The organism is Nitrincola iocasae (assembly GCF_008727795.1).
Taxonomy (GTDB): domain Bacteria; phylum Pseudomonadota; class Gammaproteobacteria; order Pseudomonadales; family Balneatricaceae; genus Nitrincola; species Nitrincola iocasae.
The window spans coordinates 3,098,765-3,121,870 of sequence record NZ_CP044222.1; the positions used below are offsets into that span (position 1 = coordinate 3,098,765).

General features: G+C 52.9%; 22 protein-coding genes. 11 read left to right on the forward strand and 11 right to left on the reverse strand.

Features of this window, described 5'->3' with window-relative positions:
* Positions 1–12: 12 nt before the first annotated feature.
* From glnT to purU, 6 genes are read right to left on the reverse strand one after another with little or no spacing between them, the layout of a single operon-like run.
* Positions 13–1,347, reverse strand: a complete 1,335-nt coding sequence (gene glnT, locus F5I99_RS14250) for a type III glutamate--ammonia ligase (RefSeq protein WP_151057113.1) — start codon at positions 1,345–1,347, stop codon at positions 13–15.
* Positions 1,347–1,835 carry a hypothetical protein gene (locus tag F5I99_RS14255; RefSeq protein WP_151057115.1) on the reverse strand — a complete coding sequence of 163 codons (489 nt, stop codon included), beginning with the start codon at positions 1,833–1,835 and terminating at the stop codon, positions 1,347–1,349. Before F5I99_RS14255 ends, glnT begins: the two co-directional genes overlap by 1 nt.
* Complete coding sequence (locus F5I99_RS14260; protein ID WP_151057117.1) at positions 1,835–4,744, reverse strand: glycine cleavage T C-terminal barrel domain-containing protein; 2,910 nt, start codon at positions 4,742–4,744, stop codon at positions 1,835–1,837. The genes F5I99_RS14255 and F5I99_RS14260 overlap by 1 nt, the downstream gene beginning before the upstream one ends.
* Positions 4,728–4,994 (reverse strand): sarcosine oxidase subunit delta, encoded by a 267-nt coding sequence (locus F5I99_RS14265; RefSeq protein WP_151057119.1) that lies wholly within the window; start codon positions 4,992–4,994, stop codon positions 4,728–4,730. Before F5I99_RS14265 ends, F5I99_RS14260 begins: the two co-directional genes overlap by 17 nt.
* A gap of 10 nt (positions 4,995–5,004) precedes the next feature.
* Complete coding sequence (locus F5I99_RS14270) at positions 5,005–6,246, reverse strand: FAD-dependent oxidoreductase (RefSeq protein ID WP_151057121.1); 1,242 nt, start codon at positions 6,244–6,246, stop codon at positions 5,005–5,007.
* Positions 6,247–6,255: 9 nt separating this feature from the next.
* Positions 6,256–7,110, reverse strand: coding sequence for a formyltetrahydrofolate deformylase (gene purU / locus F5I99_RS14275; RefSeq protein ID WP_151057123.1), 855 nt, complete (start codon positions 7,108–7,110; stop codon positions 6,256–6,258).
* A 257-nt stretch (positions 7,111–7,367) separates the two neighbouring features.
* Between purU and F5I99_RS14280 the strand changes: the two genes are divergently transcribed.
* Both F5I99_RS14280 and ubiT read left to right on the forward strand, forming a co-directional pair.
* Positions 7,368–7,964, forward strand: coding sequence for a helix-turn-helix domain-containing protein (locus tag F5I99_RS14280; protein ID WP_151057125.1), 597 nt, complete (start codon positions 7,368–7,370; stop codon positions 7,962–7,964).
* Between the two features lie 92 nt (positions 7,965–8,056).
* Positions 8,057–8,554: a ubiquinone anaerobic biosynthesis accessory factor UbiT gene (ubiT, locus tag F5I99_RS14285; protein WP_151057130.1), complete on the forward strand. Its 498-nt coding sequence runs from the start codon at positions 8,057–8,059 to the stop codon at positions 8,552–8,554.
* 26 nt (positions 8,555–8,580) lie between these two features.
* On the opposite strand, the gene glpD is transcribed toward ubiT, so the two are convergent.
* The gene (glpD, locus tag F5I99_RS14290; RefSeq protein ID WP_151057132.1) at positions 8,581–10,080 is read right to left on the reverse strand and encodes a glycerol-3-phosphate dehydrogenase; all 1,500 of its coding nucleotides are present in this window, start codon (positions 10,078–10,080) and stop codon (positions 8,581–8,583) included.
* Positions 10,081–10,277: 197 nt separating this feature from the next.
* On the reverse strand, positions 10,278–11,036 hold the full coding sequence (locus tag F5I99_RS14295) for a DeoR/GlpR family transcriptional regulator (RefSeq protein WP_151057134.1): 759 nt from the start codon (positions 11,034–11,036) through the stop codon (positions 10,278–10,280).
* A gap of 206 nt (positions 11,037–11,242) precedes the next feature.
* Here F5I99_RS14295 and glpK point away from each other — a divergent pair, with 206 nt between their 5' ends.
* The 7 genes from glpK to F5I99_RS14330 all read left to right on the forward strand — a co-directional run bounded on the left by glpK (position 11,243) and on the right by F5I99_RS14330 (position 18,871).
* Entirely contained in the window at positions 11,243–12,739 is a 1,497-nt protein-coding gene (gene glpK, locus F5I99_RS14300) for a glycerol kinase GlpK (protein WP_151057136.1), read from the forward strand.
* A 184-nt stretch (positions 12,740–12,923) separates the two neighbouring features.
* The gene (locus F5I99_RS14305; RefSeq protein ID WP_151057138.1) at positions 12,924–14,012 is read left to right on the forward strand and encodes an ABC transporter ATP-binding protein; all 1,089 of its coding nucleotides are present in this window, start codon (positions 12,924–12,926) and stop codon (positions 14,010–14,012) included.
* Between the two features lies 1 nt (position 14,013).
* Complete coding sequence (locus F5I99_RS14310; RefSeq protein ID WP_151057140.1) at positions 14,014–15,120, forward strand: ABC transporter ATP-binding protein; 1,107 nt, start codon at positions 14,014–14,016, stop codon at positions 15,118–15,120.
* Positions 15,113–15,991, forward strand: a complete 879-nt coding sequence (locus F5I99_RS14315) for a carbohydrate ABC transporter permease (RefSeq protein ID WP_151057142.1) — start codon at positions 15,113–15,115, stop codon at positions 15,989–15,991. The genes F5I99_RS14310 and F5I99_RS14315 overlap by 8 nt, the downstream gene beginning before the upstream one ends.
* Before the next feature lie 16 nt (positions 15,992–16,007).
* A complete protein-coding gene (locus F5I99_RS14320) occupies positions 16,008–16,802 on the forward strand; it encodes a carbohydrate ABC transporter permease (protein WP_151057144.1) in 795 nt (264 codons plus the stop codon).
* Positions 16,803–16,813: 11 nt separating this feature from the next.
* Positions 16,814–17,086: a DUF2160 domain-containing protein gene (locus tag F5I99_RS14325; RefSeq protein WP_151057146.1), complete on the forward strand. Its 273-nt coding sequence runs from the start codon at positions 16,814–16,816 to the stop codon at positions 17,084–17,086.
* 57 nt (positions 17,087–17,143) lie between these two features.
* Entirely contained in the window at positions 17,144–18,871 is a 1,728-nt protein-coding gene (locus F5I99_RS14330) for an ABC transporter substrate-binding protein (protein WP_151057148.1), read from the forward strand.
* Between the two features lie 82 nt (positions 18,872–18,953).
* Here the strand turns inward: F5I99_RS14330 and F5I99_RS14335 are convergent, their stop codons facing one another.
* Together F5I99_RS14335 and ubiU are read right to left on the reverse strand one after the other, a co-directional pair.
* On the reverse strand, positions 18,954–19,859 hold the full coding sequence (locus F5I99_RS14335; RefSeq protein WP_151057150.1) for a U32 family peptidase: 906 nt from the start codon (positions 19,857–19,859) through the stop codon (positions 18,954–18,956).
* A 9-nt stretch (positions 19,860–19,868) separates the two neighbouring features.
* On the reverse strand, positions 19,869–20,864 hold the full coding sequence (ubiU, locus tag F5I99_RS14340; protein WP_151057152.1) for a ubiquinone anaerobic biosynthesis protein UbiU: 996 nt from the start codon (positions 20,862–20,864) through the stop codon (positions 19,869–19,871).
* A gap of 84 nt (positions 20,865–20,948) precedes the next feature.
* Here ubiU and F5I99_RS14345 point away from each other — a divergent pair, with 84 nt between their 5' ends.
* Together F5I99_RS14345 and F5I99_RS14350 are read left to right on the forward strand one after the other, a co-directional pair.
* Complete coding sequence (locus F5I99_RS14345) at positions 20,949–21,044, forward strand: type II toxin-antitoxin system HicA family toxin (protein ID WP_225307666.1); 96 nt, start codon at positions 20,949–20,951, stop codon at positions 21,042–21,044.
* A 54-nt stretch (positions 21,045–21,098) separates the two neighbouring features.
* Complete coding sequence (locus tag F5I99_RS14350; RefSeq protein WP_151057157.1) at positions 21,099–21,503, forward strand: type II toxin-antitoxin system HicB family antitoxin; 405 nt, start codon at positions 21,099–21,101, stop codon at positions 21,501–21,503.
* 171 nt (positions 21,504–21,674) lie between these two features.
* On the opposite strand, the gene F5I99_RS14355 is transcribed toward F5I99_RS14350, so the two are convergent.
* Positions 21,675–23,105, reverse strand: coding sequence for an esterase/lipase family protein (locus F5I99_RS14355; protein ID WP_151057159.1), 1,431 nt, complete (start codon positions 23,103–23,105; stop codon positions 21,675–21,677).
* Position 23,106 lies beyond the last annotated feature (1 nt).

Consider the following 23,106-nt stretch of genomic DNA (forward strand, 5'->3'; position numbering starts at 1 on the left):
AACAAAACCAGATCAGAAAAATTCAGCGTACTGTTTCAGTTCCCAGTCGGAGACATGACGGCTGTATTCCACCCACTCCATCCGCTTGATATTGATAAATTCCTGTACAAAGTCAGCGCCCAGCGCCTCACTGAACATGGGGTTGGCTTCCAGCGCATTGATGGCTTCATCCAGGTTCTGTGGCAGGATGCCGATGCCCTTTTCCAGGCACTGCTGACGATCCAGTTCGTACAGGTTGATATTGTGCGGTTCACCCGCGTCCAGCTCACGCTCGATACCATCCAGCCCGGCGGCGATCAGTGCCGCATGCACCAGATAGGGGTTACAGCCGGAATCCGGCAGACGGAACTCCAGGCGGCCATAGGGCACGCGCACCATGGCGGAACGGTTGTTGTCGCCATAACAGATATACGCCGGTGCCCAGGTGGAGCCTGACAAGGAACGTCCGACCACTAAACGCTTATAGGAATTGACCGTGGGCGCCGCGAAGGCACACAGCGCCGGAGCGTGATGCAGCAGACCGGCGGTAAAGTGATAGGCCATCTTCGACAGGCCCATACCCAGTGGATCACTGTCATCATTGAACAGATTACGACCGCTTTCATCACAAATGGAGAGGTGGAAGTGCATGCCGTTACCGGTACGGCTGGAGTCAGGCTTGGGCATAAAGGAGCAGACCATGCCCAGTTTGTTGGCGATTTCACCGGCGGCCATACGCACAAAGGTAAAGCGGTCCGCCGAGGTCAGGGCATCACTGTAGGTGTAATTGATCTCAAACTGACCGTTGGCATCTTCGTGGTCAATCTGATAGACATCAAAATCGACGGCTTGCAGCGATTCAACCAGTTGTTCCAGAAATTCACGTGAGCGGGACAGGCCTTTATAGTCATAACAGGGTTTATCCAGTACATCGCTTTCATCAACCGGTATTAGTTTGCCATCAGCTGTTTTACGGAACAGCGAGAATTCCGGCTCCAGTCCGCTGTTCAGGGTCCAGCCGCGTTGCGTCAGTCGCTCCAGCTGTTGCTTGAGCAGTACCCGGCTACAATACGAGTGCGGCTGATCATTGACGTAACCATCACAGGCCAGGCGGGCATACCCTGGCTGCCAAGGCACAGCACTGAGGGTATTCAGATCACCACGCGCCATAAAATCCGGTCCGTGCGGTTCCATCCCCATGCCCCAGACCGCAAAACCGGCAAACCCGGCGCCCTTCTCCACTACATCCATCAGGGTATGCACCGGTACGGATTTAGTTTTGGCCACACCATGAATATCCACGAACTGGGCCAGTACGTATTTGATCTGTTTCTCTGTGATAAAGCTCTGAACATCTGTGGGCAACATTATGCACCTCCTGGGTATTCTGAAATCGGACCGACATCGGCGATGACGGCATCCAAGTTGTCTTGCAGGTATTGAGAAAATCCGGGATCACAACCGATCAGCAGTCGGGCTTCAGGTTCGGCGCTGAGGTACAGCCAGCAGTTCACCCCGGCGACCGCCAGCATCTGCCAGTCACCTGGCTGCAGCTGACGAAAATCGAACTGACAGACTTGCGCCATCACCGCCATCCAGGCCGCCCCACTGAGTTGAAAAATGCTGTCATGACGGCGAAAGCACCATTCGCCAAGCGGCTGACGGGCATCAGGCAGTACAAAGGCCATAAACTCATCACGGCCGGTTTTAGCGACCAGATTGCCGCCATGCATAAGCGCTTCAAAGGCTTGCTGCGGTACGGGCAAATCGGCTTGTTGCAGCGCCTCGCTACTATCAGGACCGGTCAGTATCCAGCCTTGCCAGGCATCCACTGGCGTGAGTTTCAACGCATTCATCAGGCAACCTCCTCGATATCAACACGCTGACGCGCCCCTTGCGGGTCATAAAATGGCAGATCACAAAGGGTTGCAGGCAGCAAAGCACCCTGATCAGTACGGATTTGAATCGTTTCCAACTGGTCGGCCAGTGGCAGATCCAGCATCGCCAGTCCGATTACGTAGCCCAGTGACGGACTAAAGGCCACACTGGTGATTCGACCCACCATCTCGCCCCCTTCTATGATCAGGTGGCACTCTTTGACCTGTTTTTCCGGTGCGCCTTCAGCCAGGCGAAAGCCCACCAGGCGGCGTTTACAGCGCTCTTTCAGCAATGCCAGTGACGGTTTACCGGTAAACCAGAGTTTCGATTTCAGTGGTACCGCCCAGCTCATGGCGGCTTCGAAAGGATTGGTCAGACCATCGGTATCCTGACCGACAATAATGTGGCCTTTTTCCAGGCGCAGAATACGCTGCGCCTCAACACCAAACGGGCGAATACCAACAGAGTCACCGGCCTGCATCAGCGCTTGCCACACAGTTGCCGCCGCGTTGTGTGGCAGATGGATCTCGTAGCCCAGCTCACCGACAAAACCCACGCGGATCAGGCGTACGGGATAGCTACACAACTGGCCTTCACGCATGCCCAGATAGGGAAACGCCGCTTCATCCAGATCGATATCTGTCAGTGCAGAGAGGATACGGCGGCTATGAGGGCCAGCCAGATTCATCGCCGCCAGTGAACCGGTACGGTTAACCAGCTGCACATTCAAACCACAGAACTGAATCTGTTTGGACAGGATCTTAAAGGTGGCATCGGCATGGCTGGTGGTCGCGGTGACATAGAAACGATCATCGCTGACCCGTGCGACAATACCGTCATCGATAATGACGCCGGAATCATCCACCATCAGCCCATAACGGGTCATACCGATAGCCAGACTGGACATTTTCATGGTGTACACCAGGTCCAGCAGGCGTTCAGCATCCGCTCCCATCACCTCTATTTTGCCCAGCGTGGATACATCGATCAGTCCCAGCCCCTGACGGACCGCCAACACTTCATTGCGGATGCAGGCTTCACGCTCGGCAACTGCGCCATAGTATTCCGGACGCAACCAGACACCGGCCTCCATAAACTGTGCGCCCAACTGCAGATGCTGCGCGTGTAAAGCTGTCAGGCGTTCCGGACGGAAGCGTCGTCCAGCCAGTGCTGATACCGGGACCGGATGAAAGAAGGGCCGTGCGGTGGTGGAACCGGCGGCATCGATTGGGATGCCATGGTGCCGCGCCAGCACACGGATAGCGTTCATATTGGCGTGTTTACCCTGACTGGGCCCCATACCTACGGTGGAAAAACGCTTCAGCAATTCGATATTATCAAAGCCTTCGGCCATCGCGTTATTAAGATCCTTGAGCTGCAGATCCTCATCGAAATCGATAAAGTTTTTGCCCTTGGGGTGCTCAATAATTGGCCAGGGGTGACTGTGCGGCTGACTGTCACGAAACGCCGTCAGATCACGTGGCTGCGGCTGACCGGCCAGCCAGGCGACAGCTTCATCGGCCGCAGCCCTAGCATCGGCCAGGCGCTGCGCCAGAGTATAGGCCCCGTTTAAGCGGCCACAAACGAAGATGCCTTCCGGTAGCTGTGCAGGCAAGAGCTGTTCAAGACCTGAGTCATACGCCAGCTTGCCACCAGCCTGATAGATCAGTTGTGCGGCCGGTGCCCAACCCACACTCATTAACAACAGGTCGCAGTCGAACGGCTCCAGGCGGCTCAGATCACACTGCCCTTCTGACACAGGTGCCAGCTTGACGCCGGTCAGGGACTGTCGACCCAGCGCTTCGTACACTCCATGCTGCTGTAGCACCTTGATCCCTTTAGCCACCACCTGCCTCGCACTGTCACCACGACGGTTCAGATCACCCAGATCAGCGATCGCAACCACGTCCACTCCGGCATCCAACAGATCCAGTACCGCCCGGTAGCCTTCATCATTGGCACAGAGCACCACGGCACGTTGGCCCGGTTTTATCGCATAACGACTGATCAGGCGCTGGGCAGCTGAGGCCATCATCACCCCAGGCAGGTCATTGTTACGAAACACTGCGGGCTGCTCCATCACACCACCGGCATGAATGACCGCACGGCTGCGTAACTTGATGATGCCCTGGGGTGTCAGTAAGGGCAGGTAATGATCGGTATACCAGCCACAGGCCAGCGTCGCTGTGAGCACGCGAATATTGGGGTGTTGGCTGACACTGTTTTTCAGCCGTTGACGCTCGGGGGCAACACTGGAGTCATTCGCCAGTTGGTAATCCAGGCTACCGCCAATATGCGGATTTTCATCCACCAACACCACATCCAGCCCGGCATCAGCGGCACTCAAGGCCGCCTGCATGCCCGAAGCACCGGCACCTATCACCAGCAGATCGGCATAGGCATAGGACTTGGCCTGACGCTCAACCTGCCAGCTGGTATCCACCTGCCCTAAACCGGCTTTTTTACGGATCAGATTTTCCCATAAAGGAAACAACCGCCGCGGTTGATAAAACGCCTTGTAATAAAAACCTACCGGCATAAAGCGTGACAACCAGCCAATGCGGCTGTCACTGTCATTCTCCAGGGTGCCGTTGACATTACAGGGGCTGAGCGCCAGCCCCTCAGTGACCTGGGTCACGTCTCCACGAATATTGGGGCGTTCTGATGACTGAAACAGCGCATTGACGTCGTGATCAGCCAGGGTCAGCACACCGCGTGGACGATGGTATTTAAAGCTGCGCCCCAGCACACGGCGACCATCCGCCAATAGTGCCGAGCTGATGCAATCCCCCTGATAGGCTTTGTAAGGCTTGCCTTCCAGGGTAAATTGCAGCGTTTCGGACCGGTCAATCCACTCCAGCGGCTGGGGTTCAAGACGGTAGTTCATACTGCACCTCAGATATATCAACGTGGCCGGTAATCCGGTCGGTCAGGGTGTCCCGCAACAGCACATACCAGCGCCCACTAGGGCGGTGATACCACCACTCTTTCAGCACGCCAGGGGCGCCATTACGATTAAAGACATAGTCACTCCAGGTAGACTCATCAGCGTCTGTTGGCGGAACACGCACCTCGCCCATATAGTCAAATTCACTGATCGGGCGTGAGCCGATGACCGGGCAATCGAGTAATTTCAATGTCGTCTCCTCAGTGTCCGACCGATGCCGCACCCTTCTCGCCGACCAGATCAAAGTCAGCGAAGCGGGATAAACGGAAAGGTTCGATAAGTTCATGGTTGCGATCATTGGCCAGGGTCCAGGCCAGGGTTTTGCCACTGACCGGTGTCGCCTTGAAGCCCCAGGTGCCCCAACCCGCATCCAGGTAGAAGCCGTCCAGTGGGGTTTTGCCCATAATCGGCGCAAAGTCCGGGGTGATGTCACTCATCCCGGCCCACTGGCGCATCATTTTCAGGCGACTGACAAACGGAAACAGATCCAGCATCTTGTCAGACAGACCCTCAGTGAAATCAAAACTTGAGCGGGTGGAATGCAATACAGACGGGTCGACCGACGCCCCCATCACCAGCTCACCACGGGAAGACTGGCTGACATAGACATGTAAGCTGCCGGATACCACGATGGTGTTCATAAACGGCTTCACCGGTTCGGTCACGCAGGCTTGTAATGGAAAAATCTCTATAGGGGTGCGGATGCCGACCATTTCGGTAATGCGGGGGGTGGATCCAGCCACCATCGACACCACCTGATTACAGCTGATTCGGCCACGGTCAGTGTCCACACCACAGACCTTGTCACCCTGGGTTCTGATACCGGTGACACGGGTTTTCTGATGAATTTCCACTCCGCGGTTATAAGCCCCCCGCGCATAACCCCAGGCTACGGCATCATGACGTGCCACAGCGCCCGGTGCATGATAGAGGGCTCCCATCACCGGGCTGTGACCAGCACAATCCAGATCCATATAGGGCACTTCCGAAGCGATCAGCTGACGATCCACCACTTCACTGGCAATACCCATATGCTTGTTCACCTCAGCGCGCCAGCGCATGGTGCGCAGAGCACTGTCGGTATGCGCCAGGGTGAAATGACCGCGAGTGGAGTAAAAAATATTCAGATCGAAGTCATCAGACAGATCTTCAAACAGCTTTACACTGGTGTCGTAAAACCTGACCCCTTCCGGAGTCAGGTAGTTGGAACGCACGATGGTGGTATTACGACCGGTGTTACCCCCGCCGATATACCCCTGCTCCAGCACCGCCACATTGGTAATGCCATGTTCCTTGGCCAGGTAATAGGCGCACGCCATCCCGTGCCCGCCCCCACCGATAATGACCACATCATAGTGCGGCTTAAGTGGTTTAGTGTCCGGGAAGAAACGCGGCTCGTTATGCGATTTGCTCAAGCCATATTTAAGTAAACGCCAGGGCATAGTGCTCTCCTAGGCAAACACAACGGTTTTATTGCCATACACCAGCACCCGATCTTCCAGGTGATAGCGCAACCCGCGGGCGAGAACGCTTTTTTCCACGTCCTTGCCAATGCGAACCATGTCCGCCGTACTGTTATGATGATTAACGCGGGCGACGTCCTGCTCAATGATCGGTCCGGCATCCAGCTCCGAGGTCACGTAATGGCAGGTGGCACCAATCAGTTTCACACCGCGCTCAGCGGCCTGATGATAAGGACGGGCGCCCACAAACGATGGCAGGAAACTGTGATGAATATTGATAATGCGACCCGGATAGTCTTCACACAGCTGTGGCGGTAGAATTTGCATATAACGCGCCAGCACCACCAGATCAGCATCGACTGCGGCGATCTGTTCGCGTACTGCCTGAAAATGGGGTTCTTTGTTGTTCGGGTCCACCGGCAGATGCAGGTAGGGAATGCCATGCCATTCGACATAACTGCGCAGATCGTCATGATTGGAAATGACACAGGGAATATCAAATGCCAGATCACCACTGCGCCAGCGATAAAGAATGTCAGACAAACAGTGCGCCTGTTTGGATGCCATCAGCACGACTTTTTTGGGGACCGCGGAATCGGTGACATACCAATGCATACCAAAACGTTCTGCAATCGGTGTAAACTCGTGTTTAAAGCCCTCAAGGTCGTAAGGCAAAGAGCTGGCCAGAATTTCGTAGCGCATAAAGAACTGCTGACGCTCGGCATCAGCAAACTGGTGCGCTTCGGTGATCCAGCCACCTTGTCCGGCGATGAAACCACTGACGCTGGACACTATGCCCACTTGATCAGGACAGGAGATAACCACCCGATAGGTTCTTTCCATTGTTGCAATCCTGTTATTTACTTTTAAGAAAATTAGTTTCCTTAAAGTAAAGCAACAAGCTTGCCAGCTTTGCTACCTTGGGCCATTGTTTAGCTTTAAAGGGTGATAAATGCCTGAAAATATTACCTATGATAATTTTTTTATATTTTTAGGAAACTTTTAAGTCCAAAATCGCGTTGAGTTATTAGAGATTTTTAATCACTGACAGCACCCAAATTGGGCATAAACACAACAATTTGCACCAAAGGAAAGCAGATATGCAGGCACCACAAGATCCCAAACTTCGGCTTGAGCAATACATCGGCATGAAAGTAAAACGTAAACGCGTTGAGCAGGGCCTGAAGATTATTGATGTGGCGCGTATCGCCAATTTGAGCCAGGGCATGGTCAGCAAAATTGAGAATGCCCAGGTGTCCACCAGTCTGGATACCCTGAGCCGTCTCTGTGATGCCATAGGACTGACCATCTCCACACTGTTCAGCGACTATGACCGCCCTGAAGGCGGTGCTCAACTGACCCGATCAGGTGAAGGGATGGAGGTCGTGCGCCGGGGTACAGAGAAAGGCCATACCTACCAATTGCTCAGTTATCAGCGCGGTAACAAGAAAAGCTACGAGCCGTTTCTGATCACCATGGATGATGCCGCCGAGGTCTTCCCGACCTTCTCTCATCCTGGTCAGGAGTTTATCTACCTGCTGGAAGGCCAGATTCTCTACCGCCACGGCAACCACCTCTATGAGATGGGACCGGGTGACAGCCTGTCATTTGATGCAGAGATCCCTCACGGCCCTGAAGCGCTCATCGAGGTACCTATCCGGCTACTCTCCATCATTCATTATGATGATACGGAGTAAACTCAGCGAACTAACGCTGGCTTGATTAACATCAACAAGCCTGGGGTTAAAGCCGATTACTATGCTCAGCAACGGCTTATTAAGGAGACTCCATGTTTATTGCGCTTTCGCGTCGTCTGCCGACGCCTGTCCGTATGATTCATCACCTGGACCGCTGGGCGCCACTGCGACTCAAGCGACAGTTGCTGGAACCTCAGCTTAATCAGTTGTTCGGGGAGTATATTGCCGCCGGTGAATTCGATCTGCTTGAAGGGCGTTTCATCAGTCTGAAACTCCGTGATCTGGATATTAGCATCACCCTGACGCTATCCGATGATCGTCTGCAACTCAGTCAGAGGCCCGGTGAAGTTCAAATTAGTGGTGATCTACCCACCTTTTTACAACTGGCCCGCCAGGAAGCCGACGCAGACGGCTTGTTCTTTCAACGTAAGCTGCTGCTGGAAGGTGATACCGAACTTGGATTGGGCGTACGTAATCTGCTCGACAGTCTTGAATGGTCAATGCAGGACTCCCGCTTAGGCTCGTTAGCCTTGCGCCTTGAAGCCTTTCTACGCCAGAGATTCCCAAGTACAGCTAGCTCGGCTAGCTAGATACATAACCCTGAGCCAGCTTGGGCTCAATCATGATGACTATGAGTAGACAGATAGCTATTCAACTCACGGACAGCGTCTTCGCTGGCATAGAGCCCCTGTTTGGTGCGGCGCCAGAGGATATCCTCTGAGGTCATCGCCCATTCGTGTTGGATAAGGTACTCCACTTCACGCTCATACAGCGTGCCAGTAAAATGATAACCGAGATCCTGAACCGATTGTGCATCACCAAGAATATCGTAGGCGCAGGTTCCAAAGGTGCGCACATAGCGGCTAGTGACAGCTTCCGGAAGCCAGGGGTAATCTTCCGCTAGTTGCGTCTCCAGAGTGCCGTGGTTTTCGAAGTCCCCTCCCGGCAGAATAGCAGTTTTTGTCCAGTGACCGCTGGTAGGGGGAAAGAACTGGCACAGCTTGTCAGTGGCAGCTTCGGCCAGCTTGCGATAGGTAGTAATCTTGCCGCCAAAAACAGAAATAACCGCGGCCTTGCCCTTTTCCTTACTGATTTCAAACGAATAATCCCGAGAGGCTTTCTTGGCATCGCCCTGTTCATCATCCATCAGCGGACGCACGCCGGAATAGGACCAAACAACATCAACTTCCGTCAGTTGGCGCTTGAAATGTGAGTTAACGATATCGAGCAGATACCGGGTTTCTTCTGCCGAAATTTTCACCTCATTCAGATCACCCTCGTAGTCCACATCGGTTGTACCAACCAATGAAAACTCATCCTCGTAAGGGATGACGAAAACGATCCGTTCGTCTTCGTTCTGCAGGATATAGGCCTCGGTATCCCTATTCAGGCGGGGAACCACAATATGGCTGCCTTTAACCAGGCGAATAGTTTTCGGCGCCTTCATCGACAGGCTTTCACTAAATAAACGACTGACCCAGGGTCCAGCCGCATTAACAATCACTTTCGCTGAAACCTGGCGAATAGTGTCGTCATGCCTGTTTTGCAGCGAAATGTTCCATGAATCTGTGCCTCGCTCGGCGTGGATACATTTGGTTCGGGTCAGAATAGTAGCACCGCACTCCTGCGCTTTTTTTGCCGTCAGTACCACCAAACGTGCGTCATCGACCCAGCCATCGGAATATTCAAACCCTTGGGTAATGTCTGGCTTGAGCGGATCCTGTTCATCGAACTTGATCGAACCTGATCCAGGCAGAATTTCGCGTTTGGCAAGGTGATCATAAAGAAACAGCCCCATTCTGATCATCCAGGCGGGACGAAGATGAGGACGGTGAGGCAGACGAAAGCGCATCGGCCACATGATATGCGGAGAATTCCGTAACAGCGACTCCCTTTCAGCCAAGGCTTCACGTACTAAACGAAACTCATAGTGTTCCAAATAACGCAGCCCGCCGTGAATCAGCTTGCTGCTGCTGGAAGATGTGGCTGAGGCGAGGTCGTTCATTTCGCACAACAGCACCTTGAGGCCACGGCCGGCTGCATCCATGGCGATCCCCGTACCATTAATGCCACCGCCTACGACCACAAGGTCAAATTGTGAACTCTCTCCAGTCATTTTTTATCATCTCCTGACGCCAGTGAAAAGATGAACACAGCGCACTTTACGTTTTCCATACCAACATTAAACGCTATTATGCGAAAGGAAAATAATTTCGTAAAGGAAAATAAAGAAAAAAAACGAAAATCAAAAGCAAGCAAAAACGAGGCCACGCAACAAAATGGCAAGGCGGGATCAGTCAGATATGTGGTGGATCAGACCAGATGCAGCTCAACATTGCTTTCGCGCAGTAGCTTACATATCTCAACAGGCGGTGTTTTATCGGTAAACACATGATCAGCCTGGGTAATACTGCCAAGACGCACCATGGCATTGCGGCCAAATTTGGAGTGGTCAGCCGCCAGCAGGACCTGCCCTGAATTCTCGATGATTGACTGGGCAACACGCACTTCCCGGTAATCAAAGTCCAGCAACGAACCGTCGCTGTGGATACCACTGATACCGATAATGCCAAAATCCATCTTAAACTGGTTGATGAAATCCCGAGTAGCTTCGCCCACGATACCTCCATCACGACTTCTTACTTCTCCACCGGCAATGATGACATGAAAATCTTCCTTGGCCGACAGAATGGAGGCCACATGAAGATTATTGGTCACCACTCGCAGGTTGTTTTTTTCCAGCAGCGCCTTGGCGATGGTCTCGGTGGTCGTGCCGATATTGATGAACATGGAGGAGTTGTCAGGGATCATATTCACCAGTGACGCGGCGATGCGCTCTTTGGCTTCAAGATCCATGATCTTGCGGGCCTGATAGGCCGTGTTGACTGTGCTGGAATCAATACCTGCACCGCCATGATGCCGACGCAGTTTTTTCTGACTGGCCAGTTCGTTCAGATCCCGGCGGATGGTTTGTGGCGTAACCTTGAACTGCTCAACCAACTGCTCGGTGGTCACGAAGCCGCTCTGCTGGATAAGCTCCATGATCAGGTCTTGTCGACGTCGCAGTGCCATTCAACTTCCTCCGCATCCCGGTTTTTTCTGTAACGAACGAAATAACGTTTTCAAACTTGAACTTATTCTAGAGTGTTTTATGCTTTTATTCAGCCTTTTTATGGAGTTGTAACGGCCGCAGCAGTTTTCACCCGCACCAAGGGTTGGCTTTTGTTTTCAAAAAGGTAAAAATACGAAAAAATAAGAACACCCGAGGCCAAACAACCATGACTCAGTTCATTCTATCGATAGATCAGGGAACCACCAGTTCTCGTGCCATTCTTTTCACCCTGGATGGCACTATACACGCCAGCAGTCAGCAAGAATTTCCCCAGCATTTCCCGGCCAGCGGCTGGGTGGAACACGACCCTGAAGATATATGGCGCACGGTAAGAGAAGCTTGTGATGAGGTCATGCAGCGAGGGTGTGGCGACAACGACGAAGTTGTCGCGGTGGGGATTTCCAACCAGAGAGAGACAACCGTACTTTGGGACCGAGCTACCAACGAAGTGGTGTATCCAGCGATTGTCTGGCAGGATCGCCGGACCGCTGACTGGTGTGAAACTCTGAAAAAACAGCATTTGGAACCTTTGGTAAGCAGCAAAACCGGACTATTAATAGACCCCTATTTCTCAGCCACAAAAATTCGCTGGGTGCTTGATAATGTACCTGGTGCCAGAGAGCGTGCCGAAAAGGGTGAACTGGCCTTCGGTACCATCGACAGTTTCCTGTTATGGCGATTGACGGGCGGCAAAGCCCACCGCACTGATGCCACCAACGCCAGTCGCACTATGCTGTTCAATATACACAAGCAGGAATGGGACCAGGAACTACTGGAGCTGTTCGGCATTCCCGATTCGCTGCTGCCCGAAGTTATGGATTCTGCGGCAGACTTTGGCCAGATTGAGGGGCATGGTCGCCTTGACGGCATCTCGGTGTTGGGGGTTGCTGGTGACCAGCAAGCGGCCCTGTTTGGACAGACCTGTTTTAAAAACGGCATGGCGAAAAGCACCTATGGAACCGGTTGCTTTCTGATCATGAACACCGGAGACAAGCCGCTGGTCTCGGAACACCGACTACTCACAACCGTGGCCTATCGCCTCAAAGGCAAGCCGACTTATGCCCTGGAGGGCAGTATCTTTATCGCCGGTGCGGCCATTCAGTGGCTCAGGGATGGCCTGCAATTGATCAGCAATGCCAGCGAGACCGAACCACTGGCAGAGGGTACATCCGTAGATCACGGTGTGTATCTGGTGCCAGCATTTACCGGGCTGGGAGCCCCCTATTGGGATCCCAACGCCCGCGGCGCCATTTTCGGCTTGACCCGAGACACGGGGATTAAGGAAATCGTCACGGCGGGCCTGCAATCGGTGTGTTACCAGACCAAGGATCTACAAAAAGCCATGGAGAAGGATGGCCTGAGGCCCATCACCCTGAGGGTTGATGGTGGCATGGTGGCCAACAACTGGGTATTGCAGTTTCTGGCTGATATTCTCGGTGCTCCGGTGGATCGTCCTAGAATGGTGGAAACCACTGCATTGGGCGCGGCTTACCTCGCGGGGCTTCAGGCGGGTGTCTACGAATCCCTTGATACGCTACAGGAAGCCTGGCAGTGTGATAGGCGCTTCGAGCCGCAGATGAGCAAGCAAAAACGCGACGAACTCTATGCGGGTTGGTATGCCGCCGTGGCCAAGTTGCAGAGCGGTCCCCTGAGTGCCAAGTAACACTCTACTCTCGCTGTGGGTAAAGGCAGAAATTGAGGAGCAAGGGTTCTAGCTAGCACCCAACGGGATTCGTTATAGAGAAACCAGTGTTCGATTCAGTAAAAAATTACTTTCGTATCTTTTCGTTTTAACATAGCTCTTGTAGACTAACTTCTAATGATAACAATAAAAGAAAGGAACAATCATGTCTCTAACGCTGCAGAATATATCGCGCGTTGTGGATGGAGAAACCTGGATATCGGACGTCAGCATGACGCTGGAACCAGGTTCCTTTAACGTCCTCCTTGGCCGGACACTTGCCGGAAAAACAACGCTGATGCGTATTATGGCGGGGCTGGACAGACCATCAAGCGGCAATATCCTGATGAATGGCGTGGATGTGACCGGCATGGCTGTTCAGAAACGCAACATCTCCATGGTGTATCAACAATTCATCAATTACCCCACCCTGAGTGTGTTTGAGAACATCGCCTCGCCACTGAAGCTTGCCAAACAAAGTAAACAAGAGATCGACCGGCGGGTCCGGGAAACCGCAGAGCTGCTCAAGATTGAAGACCTGCTGAGACGCTTGCCACTCGAACTTTCAGGTGGCCAGCAGCAAAGGGTCGCCATGGCCCGGGCGCTGGTCAAGGATGCCGATCTGGTACTTTTCGACGAACCGCTGGTCAATCTGGATTACAAGTTACGCGAGGCCTTGCGCAGTGAACTGAAAACCCTGTTCCAGGCACGCAACTGTATCGCCGTCTACGCCACCACCGAGGCCCAGGAAGCATTGGCACTGGGTGGCGAAACCGCTGTATTACATGAAGGCCGATTGCTGCAGAAAGGCTCCACCCCAAAAGTTTACCATCGCCCTCAGAATATCGAGACGGCAGAAATCTTCTCTGAACCGCCCATCAACATCGTGCCAGGACGCGTCAGCGAAACGGAAGTGACCTTTGATGAGCGGGTTCATTTTCAGCTCAATGCGGATCTGGATTCCCTCGCACCAGGTCAGTACCAGTTCGGCGTCCGTGCTTCACACATTGGCCTGGTACCTCAAGCTGAGGATGATCTGGAAATTTCAGTCACGGTAGATCTGGCCGAAATCAGCGGATCGGAAACCTTCCTGCACGTGCATAGCGAATCTTTCGACCTGGTTCTGCACCTGCAAGGCATCTATCAGTATCACACCGACGAGCAAATCAAAGTGTACTTCCCTACCCACAAACTCTATGCATTTGCGCCTGATGGTAGAACAGTACAGGTGCCCAGTCGGGCGGAGGGTCTCTGACATGGCTGAAGAAATCAGGCTAAAAACACTGGCACACTCATACAGCGCAAAGCCTTCGGGACCGGAGGACTATGCCATCCGCAAGATGGAACATGTGTGGGCCCAAGGCGGCGCTTACGCACTACTTGGCCCTTCAGGCTGCGGCAAATCCACGCTGCTGAATATCATCTCCGGGCTGGTGACGCCTTCGGAAGGCGATGTGCTGTTCGACGGTAAACGGATGAACGAACTACCGCCGGAGAAGCGCAACATCGCTCAGGTTTTTCAGTTCCCGGTGGTCTACGACACCATGACAGTCTACGACAATCTGGCTTTCCCACTGCGCAATCAAGGCGGTTTCTCGGAACAGCAAATCAGCGAAAAAGTGCATGAAGTCGCTGAAGTTCTTGAGCTCTCCGGTGAGTTGAAACGCAAGGCGAAAAACCTCAGTGCCGACCAGAAGCAAAAAGTGTCCATGGGACGCGGCCTGGTACGTGAGGATGTCACCGCCATTCTGTTTGATGAGCCACTGACCGTTATCGATCCACAGCTTAAGTGGCGTCTGCGCCGCAAGCTCAAGCAGATTCATGAGCGATTTGATATCACTATGGTCTACGTGACCCACGACCAGTTAGAAGCCTCAACCTTTGCTGACAAAATCGCCCTGATGTATGAAGGACAGATCGTGCAGTTCGGCACTCCGCAGGAGCTGTTCGAGCGGCCGGCACACACCTTTGTCGGTTATTTCATTGGTAGCCCCGGGATGAACTTCTTTGAGCCCAGCTTGACCGACGAGGGGCTGATGTTCAATGGTAGGCAGATGCCGGTCAGTGAGACACTTCTCGAGAAGGTACGTCTCAGCGGCTCAGATAACATCAAGCTGGGTATACGTCCGGAGTACGTCACGCTTGGCACCGATACCAGTGACCAGAGCTATGCCGTCACTGTCACCGGCATCGAAGATCTGGGCACCTATCGGATCGTCGATGTGGCGTTCGGCTCCATCATCATAAAAATACGTACTCCCGAAGACCAGCCGGTTCCAGGTGATACAGCCAGTATCAGCTTTCCTGAAGCCTGGCTGAAAGTGTACGTCGACGAGCGACTCGTGGAGGCCGATCATGAATAAAATAGAAAACAATAAAGCCTGGTTTTTTGTCATCCCGGTCTTTGTGATCGTGGCCTTTTCGGCCGTGATCCCGTTGATGACAGTGGTCAACTATTCCGTACAGGATATTTTTGGCGCTGATTCAGCCTACTGGACCGGTACCGAGTGGTACAAGGAGATGCTCCGAAATCCGGACCTGCAGGCCGCCCTGCTTAGGCAGTTTGCCTTCTCCTTTGCCATTCTCGCCATTGAGGTTCCGCTGGGCATTGGTATTGCGTTGCTGATGCCGAAGAAAGGCTGGGCCGCATCAGCCGCGCTGGTTCTGGTGGCCATGCCGCTGCTGATACCCCTTAATGTTGTCGGCACCATCTGGCAGATCCTTGCTCGTACCGACATCGGACTTCTGGGCTGGTCTTTGAGCAGTTTAGGCATGGACTACAACATCAATGCCAACGCTGTAGACGCCTGGTTCACCATCATTCTCATGGATGTCTGGCACTGGACACCACTAATTGCACTGCTCAGTTACAGTGGTTTACGAGCCATCCCGGATGCCTATTACCAGGCTGCCCGTATCGACCGAGCCTCACGCTGGGCGGTGTTCCGCTACATCCAACTGCCCAAACTGACCAATGTATTGGTGATCGGGGTACTGCTGCGATTTATGGATTCGTTCATGATCTACGCCGAACCCTTCGTACTGACTGGTGGCGGGCCCGGCAGCTCCACCACTTTCCTGAGTCAGGCGCTGACCACCATGGCCGTGGGGCAGTTTGACCTGGGGCCTGCTGCGGCCTTCTCCATCATTTATTTCCTGATCATTCTTGCCGTCAGTTGGGTATTTTACACCGCCATCATGACGCTGCAGAAAGACAAGTCAGCCCAACAATAACAACAAGGGGACAGAGATGAAATCACGCATCGCATTCATCATTTATCTGATAGTGATGATTCTGCCGATCTACTGGCTGGTGAATATGTCACTGCAGACCAATTCGGAGATTCTTGGCGAACTCAGTTTCTGGCCGAAGAATCTGACCTTCGACAACTACATCAATATCCTGACGGACGACAGCTGGTACATGGGCTATGTAAACTCCATGACCTATGTGTTCATGAACATGGCCATTAGCCTGACAGTCGCTCTGCCGGCCGCCTACGCTTTCAGCCGCTACAAATTTGTAGGTGACAAACACCTGTTCTTCTGGCTGCTGACCAACAAGATGGCTCCACCAGCGGTATTCGCGCTGCCTTTCTTCCAGCTATACTCGTCCGTAGGGTTGTTCGATACCCATATCGCCGTAGCACTGGCCCACACCCTGTTCAACGTAGCCCTGGCTGTGTGGATTCTTGAAGGTTTTATGAGTGGCGTACCCAAGGAAATAGACGAAACCGCCTATATCGACGGTTACAGCTTTCCAACCTTCTTCGTAAAAATCTACATCCCGTTAATCCGCTCCGGTATCGGTGTGACCGCCTTCTTCCTGTTTATGTTCTCCTGGATAGAGTTATTGCTGGCAAGGACCCTCACCTCAACCGGAGCCCAGCCGATCCAGGCCATCATGACCCGAACGCAGGGTGCCTCCGGTATCGACTGGGGCACACTGGCGGCAGCGGGCGTCCTCACCATCGTACCGGGTATTGCCGTGGTCTACTTCGTACGCAATCACATCGCCAAGGGCTTTGCTCTGGGTCGTACCTGAGGAGACTTGTTATGAGCTGGATGCATTGGACCGGTCCGACGGCTGGATTCTTTATTTCGATTGCCCTGATTCTGACGGGCATGACTGTATGGCAGTACTTTTCGCCCAGTGTCGAGCGAAAAGGCTTCCTGCCGATCAGCACAACGCGTGGTGACCGGCTGTTCATTGGTCTTTTGACCAGTGCGTTCATTCACCTTGTATTCATCGGAGTGACTGAACTGCATGTGTTGGTTGCAACCGCAGTGTCTGTTGTCTGGATGGTCATTCTGATGCGCTGGGGTTAATCCAAGAAAGGGACTTTCCTTATTACAGGGATGCAAACAAAGCTAGATGAGGTATGTATGAAAAACATAAAAATGAAGTACCTTTCGCTGATTATTTCCGGGGCTCTGCTGACGTCATCACAGCTATACGCCCAGGACTACAGGGCGGCGGCTGAAAAAGCTCTGGATGAGCATTTTCAGCGCTCGACCCTGTCCAGGGAAGAACAGCTTGCCGAACTGGAGTGGTTCATCGAAGCCGCTGAACCCTTCCGCGGCATGGAAATCAAGACTGTAGCCGAAGGCTTAACGACCCACACTTACGAAGCCGAAGTGTTGACCAAGGTGTTCGAAGATATTACCGGTATTAAAATCACCCATAACATCATCGGTGAAGGTGATGTGGTGGATACCATGCAGACGCAAATGCAGTCCGACCGGAATATCTACGACGGCTACATCAACGACTCGGATGCTATCGGGACTCATCTGCGTTACGGCAAGACCATTGCCATCTCGGATGCCATAGAAAACGAATGGAAGGACTTTACCAGTCCATACCTGGACCTGGATGATTTTATCGGTCTGCAGTACACCACCGGGCCCGATGGCAAGGTTTATCAGTTGCCGGATCAGCAGTTCGCCAATCTCTACTGGTTCCGTGCAGACTGGTTTGCTCGCGAGGATCTGCAGGCTCAGTTCAAAGAGCGCTATGGTTATGATCTGGGTGTACCACTTAACTGGTCAGCCTATGAAGACATCGCCGAGTTTTTCAGTGTTCACGTTAAAGAAATCGATGGTGAACGTGTTTACGGCCATATGGACTATGGTCGTCGCGATCCATCCCTGGGCTGGCGCTTCCATGACTCCTGGCTCTCCATGGCAGGTATGGGCAGCAAAGGCGTACCTTTCGGCAATCCAGTCGACGACTGGGGCATCCGAGTCAATGAAGAGGGTAATCCGGTGGGTGCCAGTGTCAGCCGTGGTGGTGCGACTAACTCTCCGGCCTCCGTATATGCAGTCACCAAGATGGTAGAGTGGCTGCGTGACTATGCGCCGGAGAGTGCACGGGGCATGACCTTTGGCGAAGCCGGACCCGTACCGGCACAGGGCCAGATTGCGCAACAGATCTTCTGGTATACCGCATTTACGGCTGACATGACCGACCCAAGCCTTCCAGTGACTGACGATGAGGGTAACCCGAAGTGGCGCATGGCGCCGTCTCCTGCAGGCCCCTACTGGGAAGAAGGCATGAAGGTAGGTTACCAGGACGTGGGAGCCTGGACGTTCTTCAACTCCACACCTGAGGATCGTCGTACGGCGGCCTGGCTGTTTGCCCAGTTCACAGTTTCCAAGACTGTTTCTCTGGAAAAGACCATTGCCGGTCTGACACCGATTCGCCGTTCAGATATCTTCTCGGATGAAATGACCGAGCTGGCACCCAAGCTGGGCGGACTGGTCGAGTTCTACCGCAGTGAAAATGAAAGCATGTGGACACCGACAGGTACCAACGTGCCGGATTACCCACGTCTCGCACCCTTGTGGTGGCAGAACCTGGCACCAGCCGTCAACGGCGAAATCACGCCCAAGGAAGCGCTGGACAATTTGGCGGACGCCATGGATCGCACTATGGCGCGTCTGGCACGGGCCAACGTGTTCGCAAACTATGCACCTGTGCTTAACGAGCCACGTGACGAGCAGTACTGGCTGGATCAACCCGGTGCACCCAAGCCAGCCCTGGAAAATGAAAAACCCCAGGGTCAGACCAAACCCTATGATCAGATGATGGAAGAATGGATGGCCCAATAAGGCCGATCCATTCTGTGACAAGCCTCGGCCAGTCTGCAAAGCGACGGGCTGGCAGAGGCTCTACCCATATTCTGACCAGCCATTACCTGCCTGACTCTACCTGCTCCATACCTGGGCGACCAAACCAGTAGCCATTGCAATCCAGCTGATCATGCAGTGGGATGGTCGTTTCAAGCGGTGTCCAGCCGTGGCGTAACTGATCAAAATGACTGACCACTTCAGCCATACTCTGCGCCTGAGGGCTGAGCCTCACCACATCAACCTGCAGTTGCTGCATTAAAGGCAGCTGATCAGCCAGATTGCAGCAAGCGCCGGACAGGGACTGAATACCATTAAGCACAAAAACATCCTGTGCCTCCTGAGAGCGCATTAACAGCCCATCCTGATACTGCTGACAGACAAAACCACAGCGATCTTTGGGTAAATCATGATAACGCGCGGTAAAGCAACGCGATGACCAGGCCAGTGGCAGATGACCATAAGCGAATACTTCCGTTTCGACCTGCATGCCCTGCGCAGCGATTGCCTGTTGCATATCGGCCAGGGTTTCACGCGACAGCTCCACCGGAAAACACCAGCGCTGCAGCCCCAGGTTCACCAAACGCTGCAGTGTTCTTGGGTTATAGATATTCACCGCTGGCCCACTAACAAAGGGCACCTCGGCTTCAGACAGGAGTTGCAACGCACTCTGATCATTGGCTTCCACCTGCCAACCCTGGCTGGCGGCCAGGTCAACCAGGCGCATCAGTTGTTTCAGATCCCCTTCCGATTCAATCAGTGTCTGGCTGGACAACACCACCTGCTTACCCGCCTGCACTAGCTGGTTAGCGATACTGGCCCAGTCATCCAGCTTCAGTTCACGGCGGCGGGCACACACGGTTTCACCCAGGTAAACGATTTCTACCGGCCACTGACTGACTTGCTCATAGAAGGCTTCAACCTCGGATTTTTTCCAGTAATACAGCAAGGGTCCCAAAGACAATTTCATCGCCAATTCCTACTTCCATTTTCTGTGATAAGCACCCAGTGTCGTCAGACTGCCCTCAGACAACTGACTTAACTGCCCTGCCCAGCGCTGCAACTGTGCCGGATCAGCGGCCGAGGTCCTGGCCTTATCGATCGCCTGCCGCCAGACCTGCGTCACCTGCGCCACATACGCCGGACTGCGCTGACGCCCTTCAATTTTTACCGCAGCGATACCCATCGCTTGCAGCTTGGGTAACAGATCCAATGTGGACAAACTGACCGGTTCTTCCAGGGCATGATAGGTTTCATCACCGACAGCAAAGCGCCCTTTACACAGCGTAGGATAACCGGCTTTTTCGCCATCCAGAAAACGATCAATCAGCACCCCATTGAGGCGTGCTTCCAGGCCTGCATCCGTTTCCTGCCAGCGTACTGCCTTGGCCGGTGAACAAGCCCCACGGGTATTGGGGGATTCATCGGTCAGATAGGAGGATAGATAGCAACGCCCTTCGGCCATGATGCACAGGCTACCGAAGGCAAACACTTCCAGTTCGACAGGACTCTGTTTGGCTAAGTCCTCAACCTGAGCAATCGACAGTACCCGCGGCAACACTGCCCGCTTAATACCAAACTGTTGCTGATAGAAGGTCAGCGCAGCACGACTGGTCGCTGATCCCTGCACGGACAGGTGACGTGATAGATCAGGATAGGTCTGAGCGGCATAATCCAACAGCCCCATATCGGCCAGAATCAGCGCATCCACACCCAGTGCTGCGGCCTGATCCACAGCGCCGGTCCATTCGGACCAACGTGAGGGTTGCGGATAGGTATTGATAGCACAGAACACCCGACAGCCGCGACTCTGCGCATAGTCGACACCTTCACGCGCGCGTTTGTCGTTAAAATTCAATCCAATAAACTGCCGCGCATTGGTGGCGTTCTGAAAACCGAAATAAACCGCATCAGCCCCCTCATCTACCGCCTTTTTCAGCGCCGGGAGATTCCCGGCAGGACAGACCAACTCCATGCATACCTCCCAAAATTTTGGCAAGCATAGCAGTTCATCGGCTGTGATAAGTTGATACTGGTCATGATCCGATTGATACAGGTGATGGTCTGTAAAGGAAAGGTCACGCTACCGCATCCTAAAAAAGACTTACCAACAAAGACCGTTGCAAGCATCTTGAAACAAGCTGGGCTGAGGTAAGCCTGGTGTTTTTCAATTCATGCAGCAGATATTCAATAGCAGGAGACTTTAACAATGCTTTACCCAGTTGCCATCCATCATGAAAAGGATAGCGCATACGGTGTCATTGTTCCGGATATTCCGAGTTGCTACTCAGCTGGCGATACCATGGAAGATGCCATCAGTAACGTAGTTGAAGCAATCGACCTTCATCTGGAAAGTCTGGTTGAAGAGGGGGGAGATATTCCCCAAGCCAGTTCACTGGAAGCACTCATCGCAAATGAGGAATTCAGTGGCGGGGTGTGGCTTCTTGTTGATGTCGACATTACCAAATATTTAGGCAATGCCGATCGGCTGAATATCACCCTGCCTCACCTTTTGATCACTAAAATTGACCGAGCGGTGAACGAAAACAAACTTTTCAAAAGCCGTTCACAATTCCTGGCAGAGGCGTCGTTGCGCTTATTAGCTTCGTCTTAACAACCCCTTGAAGCCCAGGCTGCTCCGGGCTTCAAGGTGAGTTTCTAATCCTCTGGGCACCACACTGTGCCCAGTAGTTATTCAAGCACGACTAACCGAACTCACTCGACGTGCTGATACCCTGCAGCGTGTGGACACTGTTCATGCTATGAAAGCAGGGTTCATGAATGTTTAGAGTTGCTCTTGCACCATATCCAGCAACCACTCTGCTGTTATACGACGAGCCTCGAATGAATCAAAACAGGATTGGTGTTCAAAACCACGTTGAGTGGGAATGGACATGGGGCCTGAAACATGGATACCAGAGCCTGCATGAACTGCACCGTCACCAGGTGCGTTGGCGGGCTGGATTTTATATATTGAAAGTAGTTCGTGTAAGCCTTGCACATCGTATAATGGGTCCTGAACACTTTTTGAGATTTCAATCTGTCCTCTACCAAGTGTTGCTGAAAATGTACCTCTGGGCCAATTATTCCTATCAGTGTGATCGTCTTCGCCATAGATTTGTCTCCATTCCACATGATCCCATGATGGGTGCCCAGTATCATCGGCATAAAGCATGCGTGTGTTGGGATGAAATACCTCTGGGCCGAGTTGAGCGTGGAATATTTCTGCCTTTTCTAGTGCATCTGCATATGACGAAAGATCCATACGTATGTTATCGGTTTCAGGATTTAGATACTCTGCATAAATCAAACGCCACCAGTCTTGCTGGTTCGCATATATTTCTGAGTAAGGATTTTCTTCCGGCTTGGTTAGAAGTGGTTCACCCTGACGTCCAGTCACCTTTAACCACTGAGTGTCACCTGCAACGGTTTTGTGACATTGATTAGGCAACAACTGAAGGGCACCAGGCATATTACCTGCCGTTGCTGTGACTTGTGCCTGATTCGCCCCGAGCACAAAACGCGCCATTCCTTCAGCACCGGCCAGCATGCGTTTGTAAGCATCAGGGGCACCGTCGCAGGGTTGAGCGCCGTGAATAACGCCATGCACCTCTCCTTCACCTCTATGCAACTGGGTATAGGCCTGCGAAACCAGGCCGCCCATGGAATGGGTAATAATGATCGGCTTGAGTACACGGGTATTTGTACCCTGATATTTTTCATGTGTGCCGTCAATGGCTTTTTGTACGGTATCGGCCAGTGTCTTTCCTGCATTGAAATTATCATCGGTCCAGTTATAGGGGTGCGCCCAGACTTCATACTGCAAACTAAAGCATCCAGGTGGCAACTGCCCGCTGGCTGGATGCGGGGCGATAAGCTGCAACCAGGTTATAAAATTGAAATAGGATCCCTGCATCAATCCACCCCAACCACGTTCGATTTGTTCCTGGTGCATGGAGTGACTGCTTTGGGTCTCTCCGAAATCCACTTCGAGATAATCGGGGGAGTAAGGAAGTCCACCTTCGTTGACGAGGAGATCTCTTTTAGCTTTCGCACCTTTGAAAGCGATAGTTGCTGCATTCACTTTATTATCTTGAGGATCCCAAACGATCTGTCCATCGTGCCTGGTTCGTAATCGGCTCCCCATAATGCCGGGGACAAAAACAATGGGAAGCACAACGGGTTCTGGGCAATATTGAACAGAAGAATGTCTCATA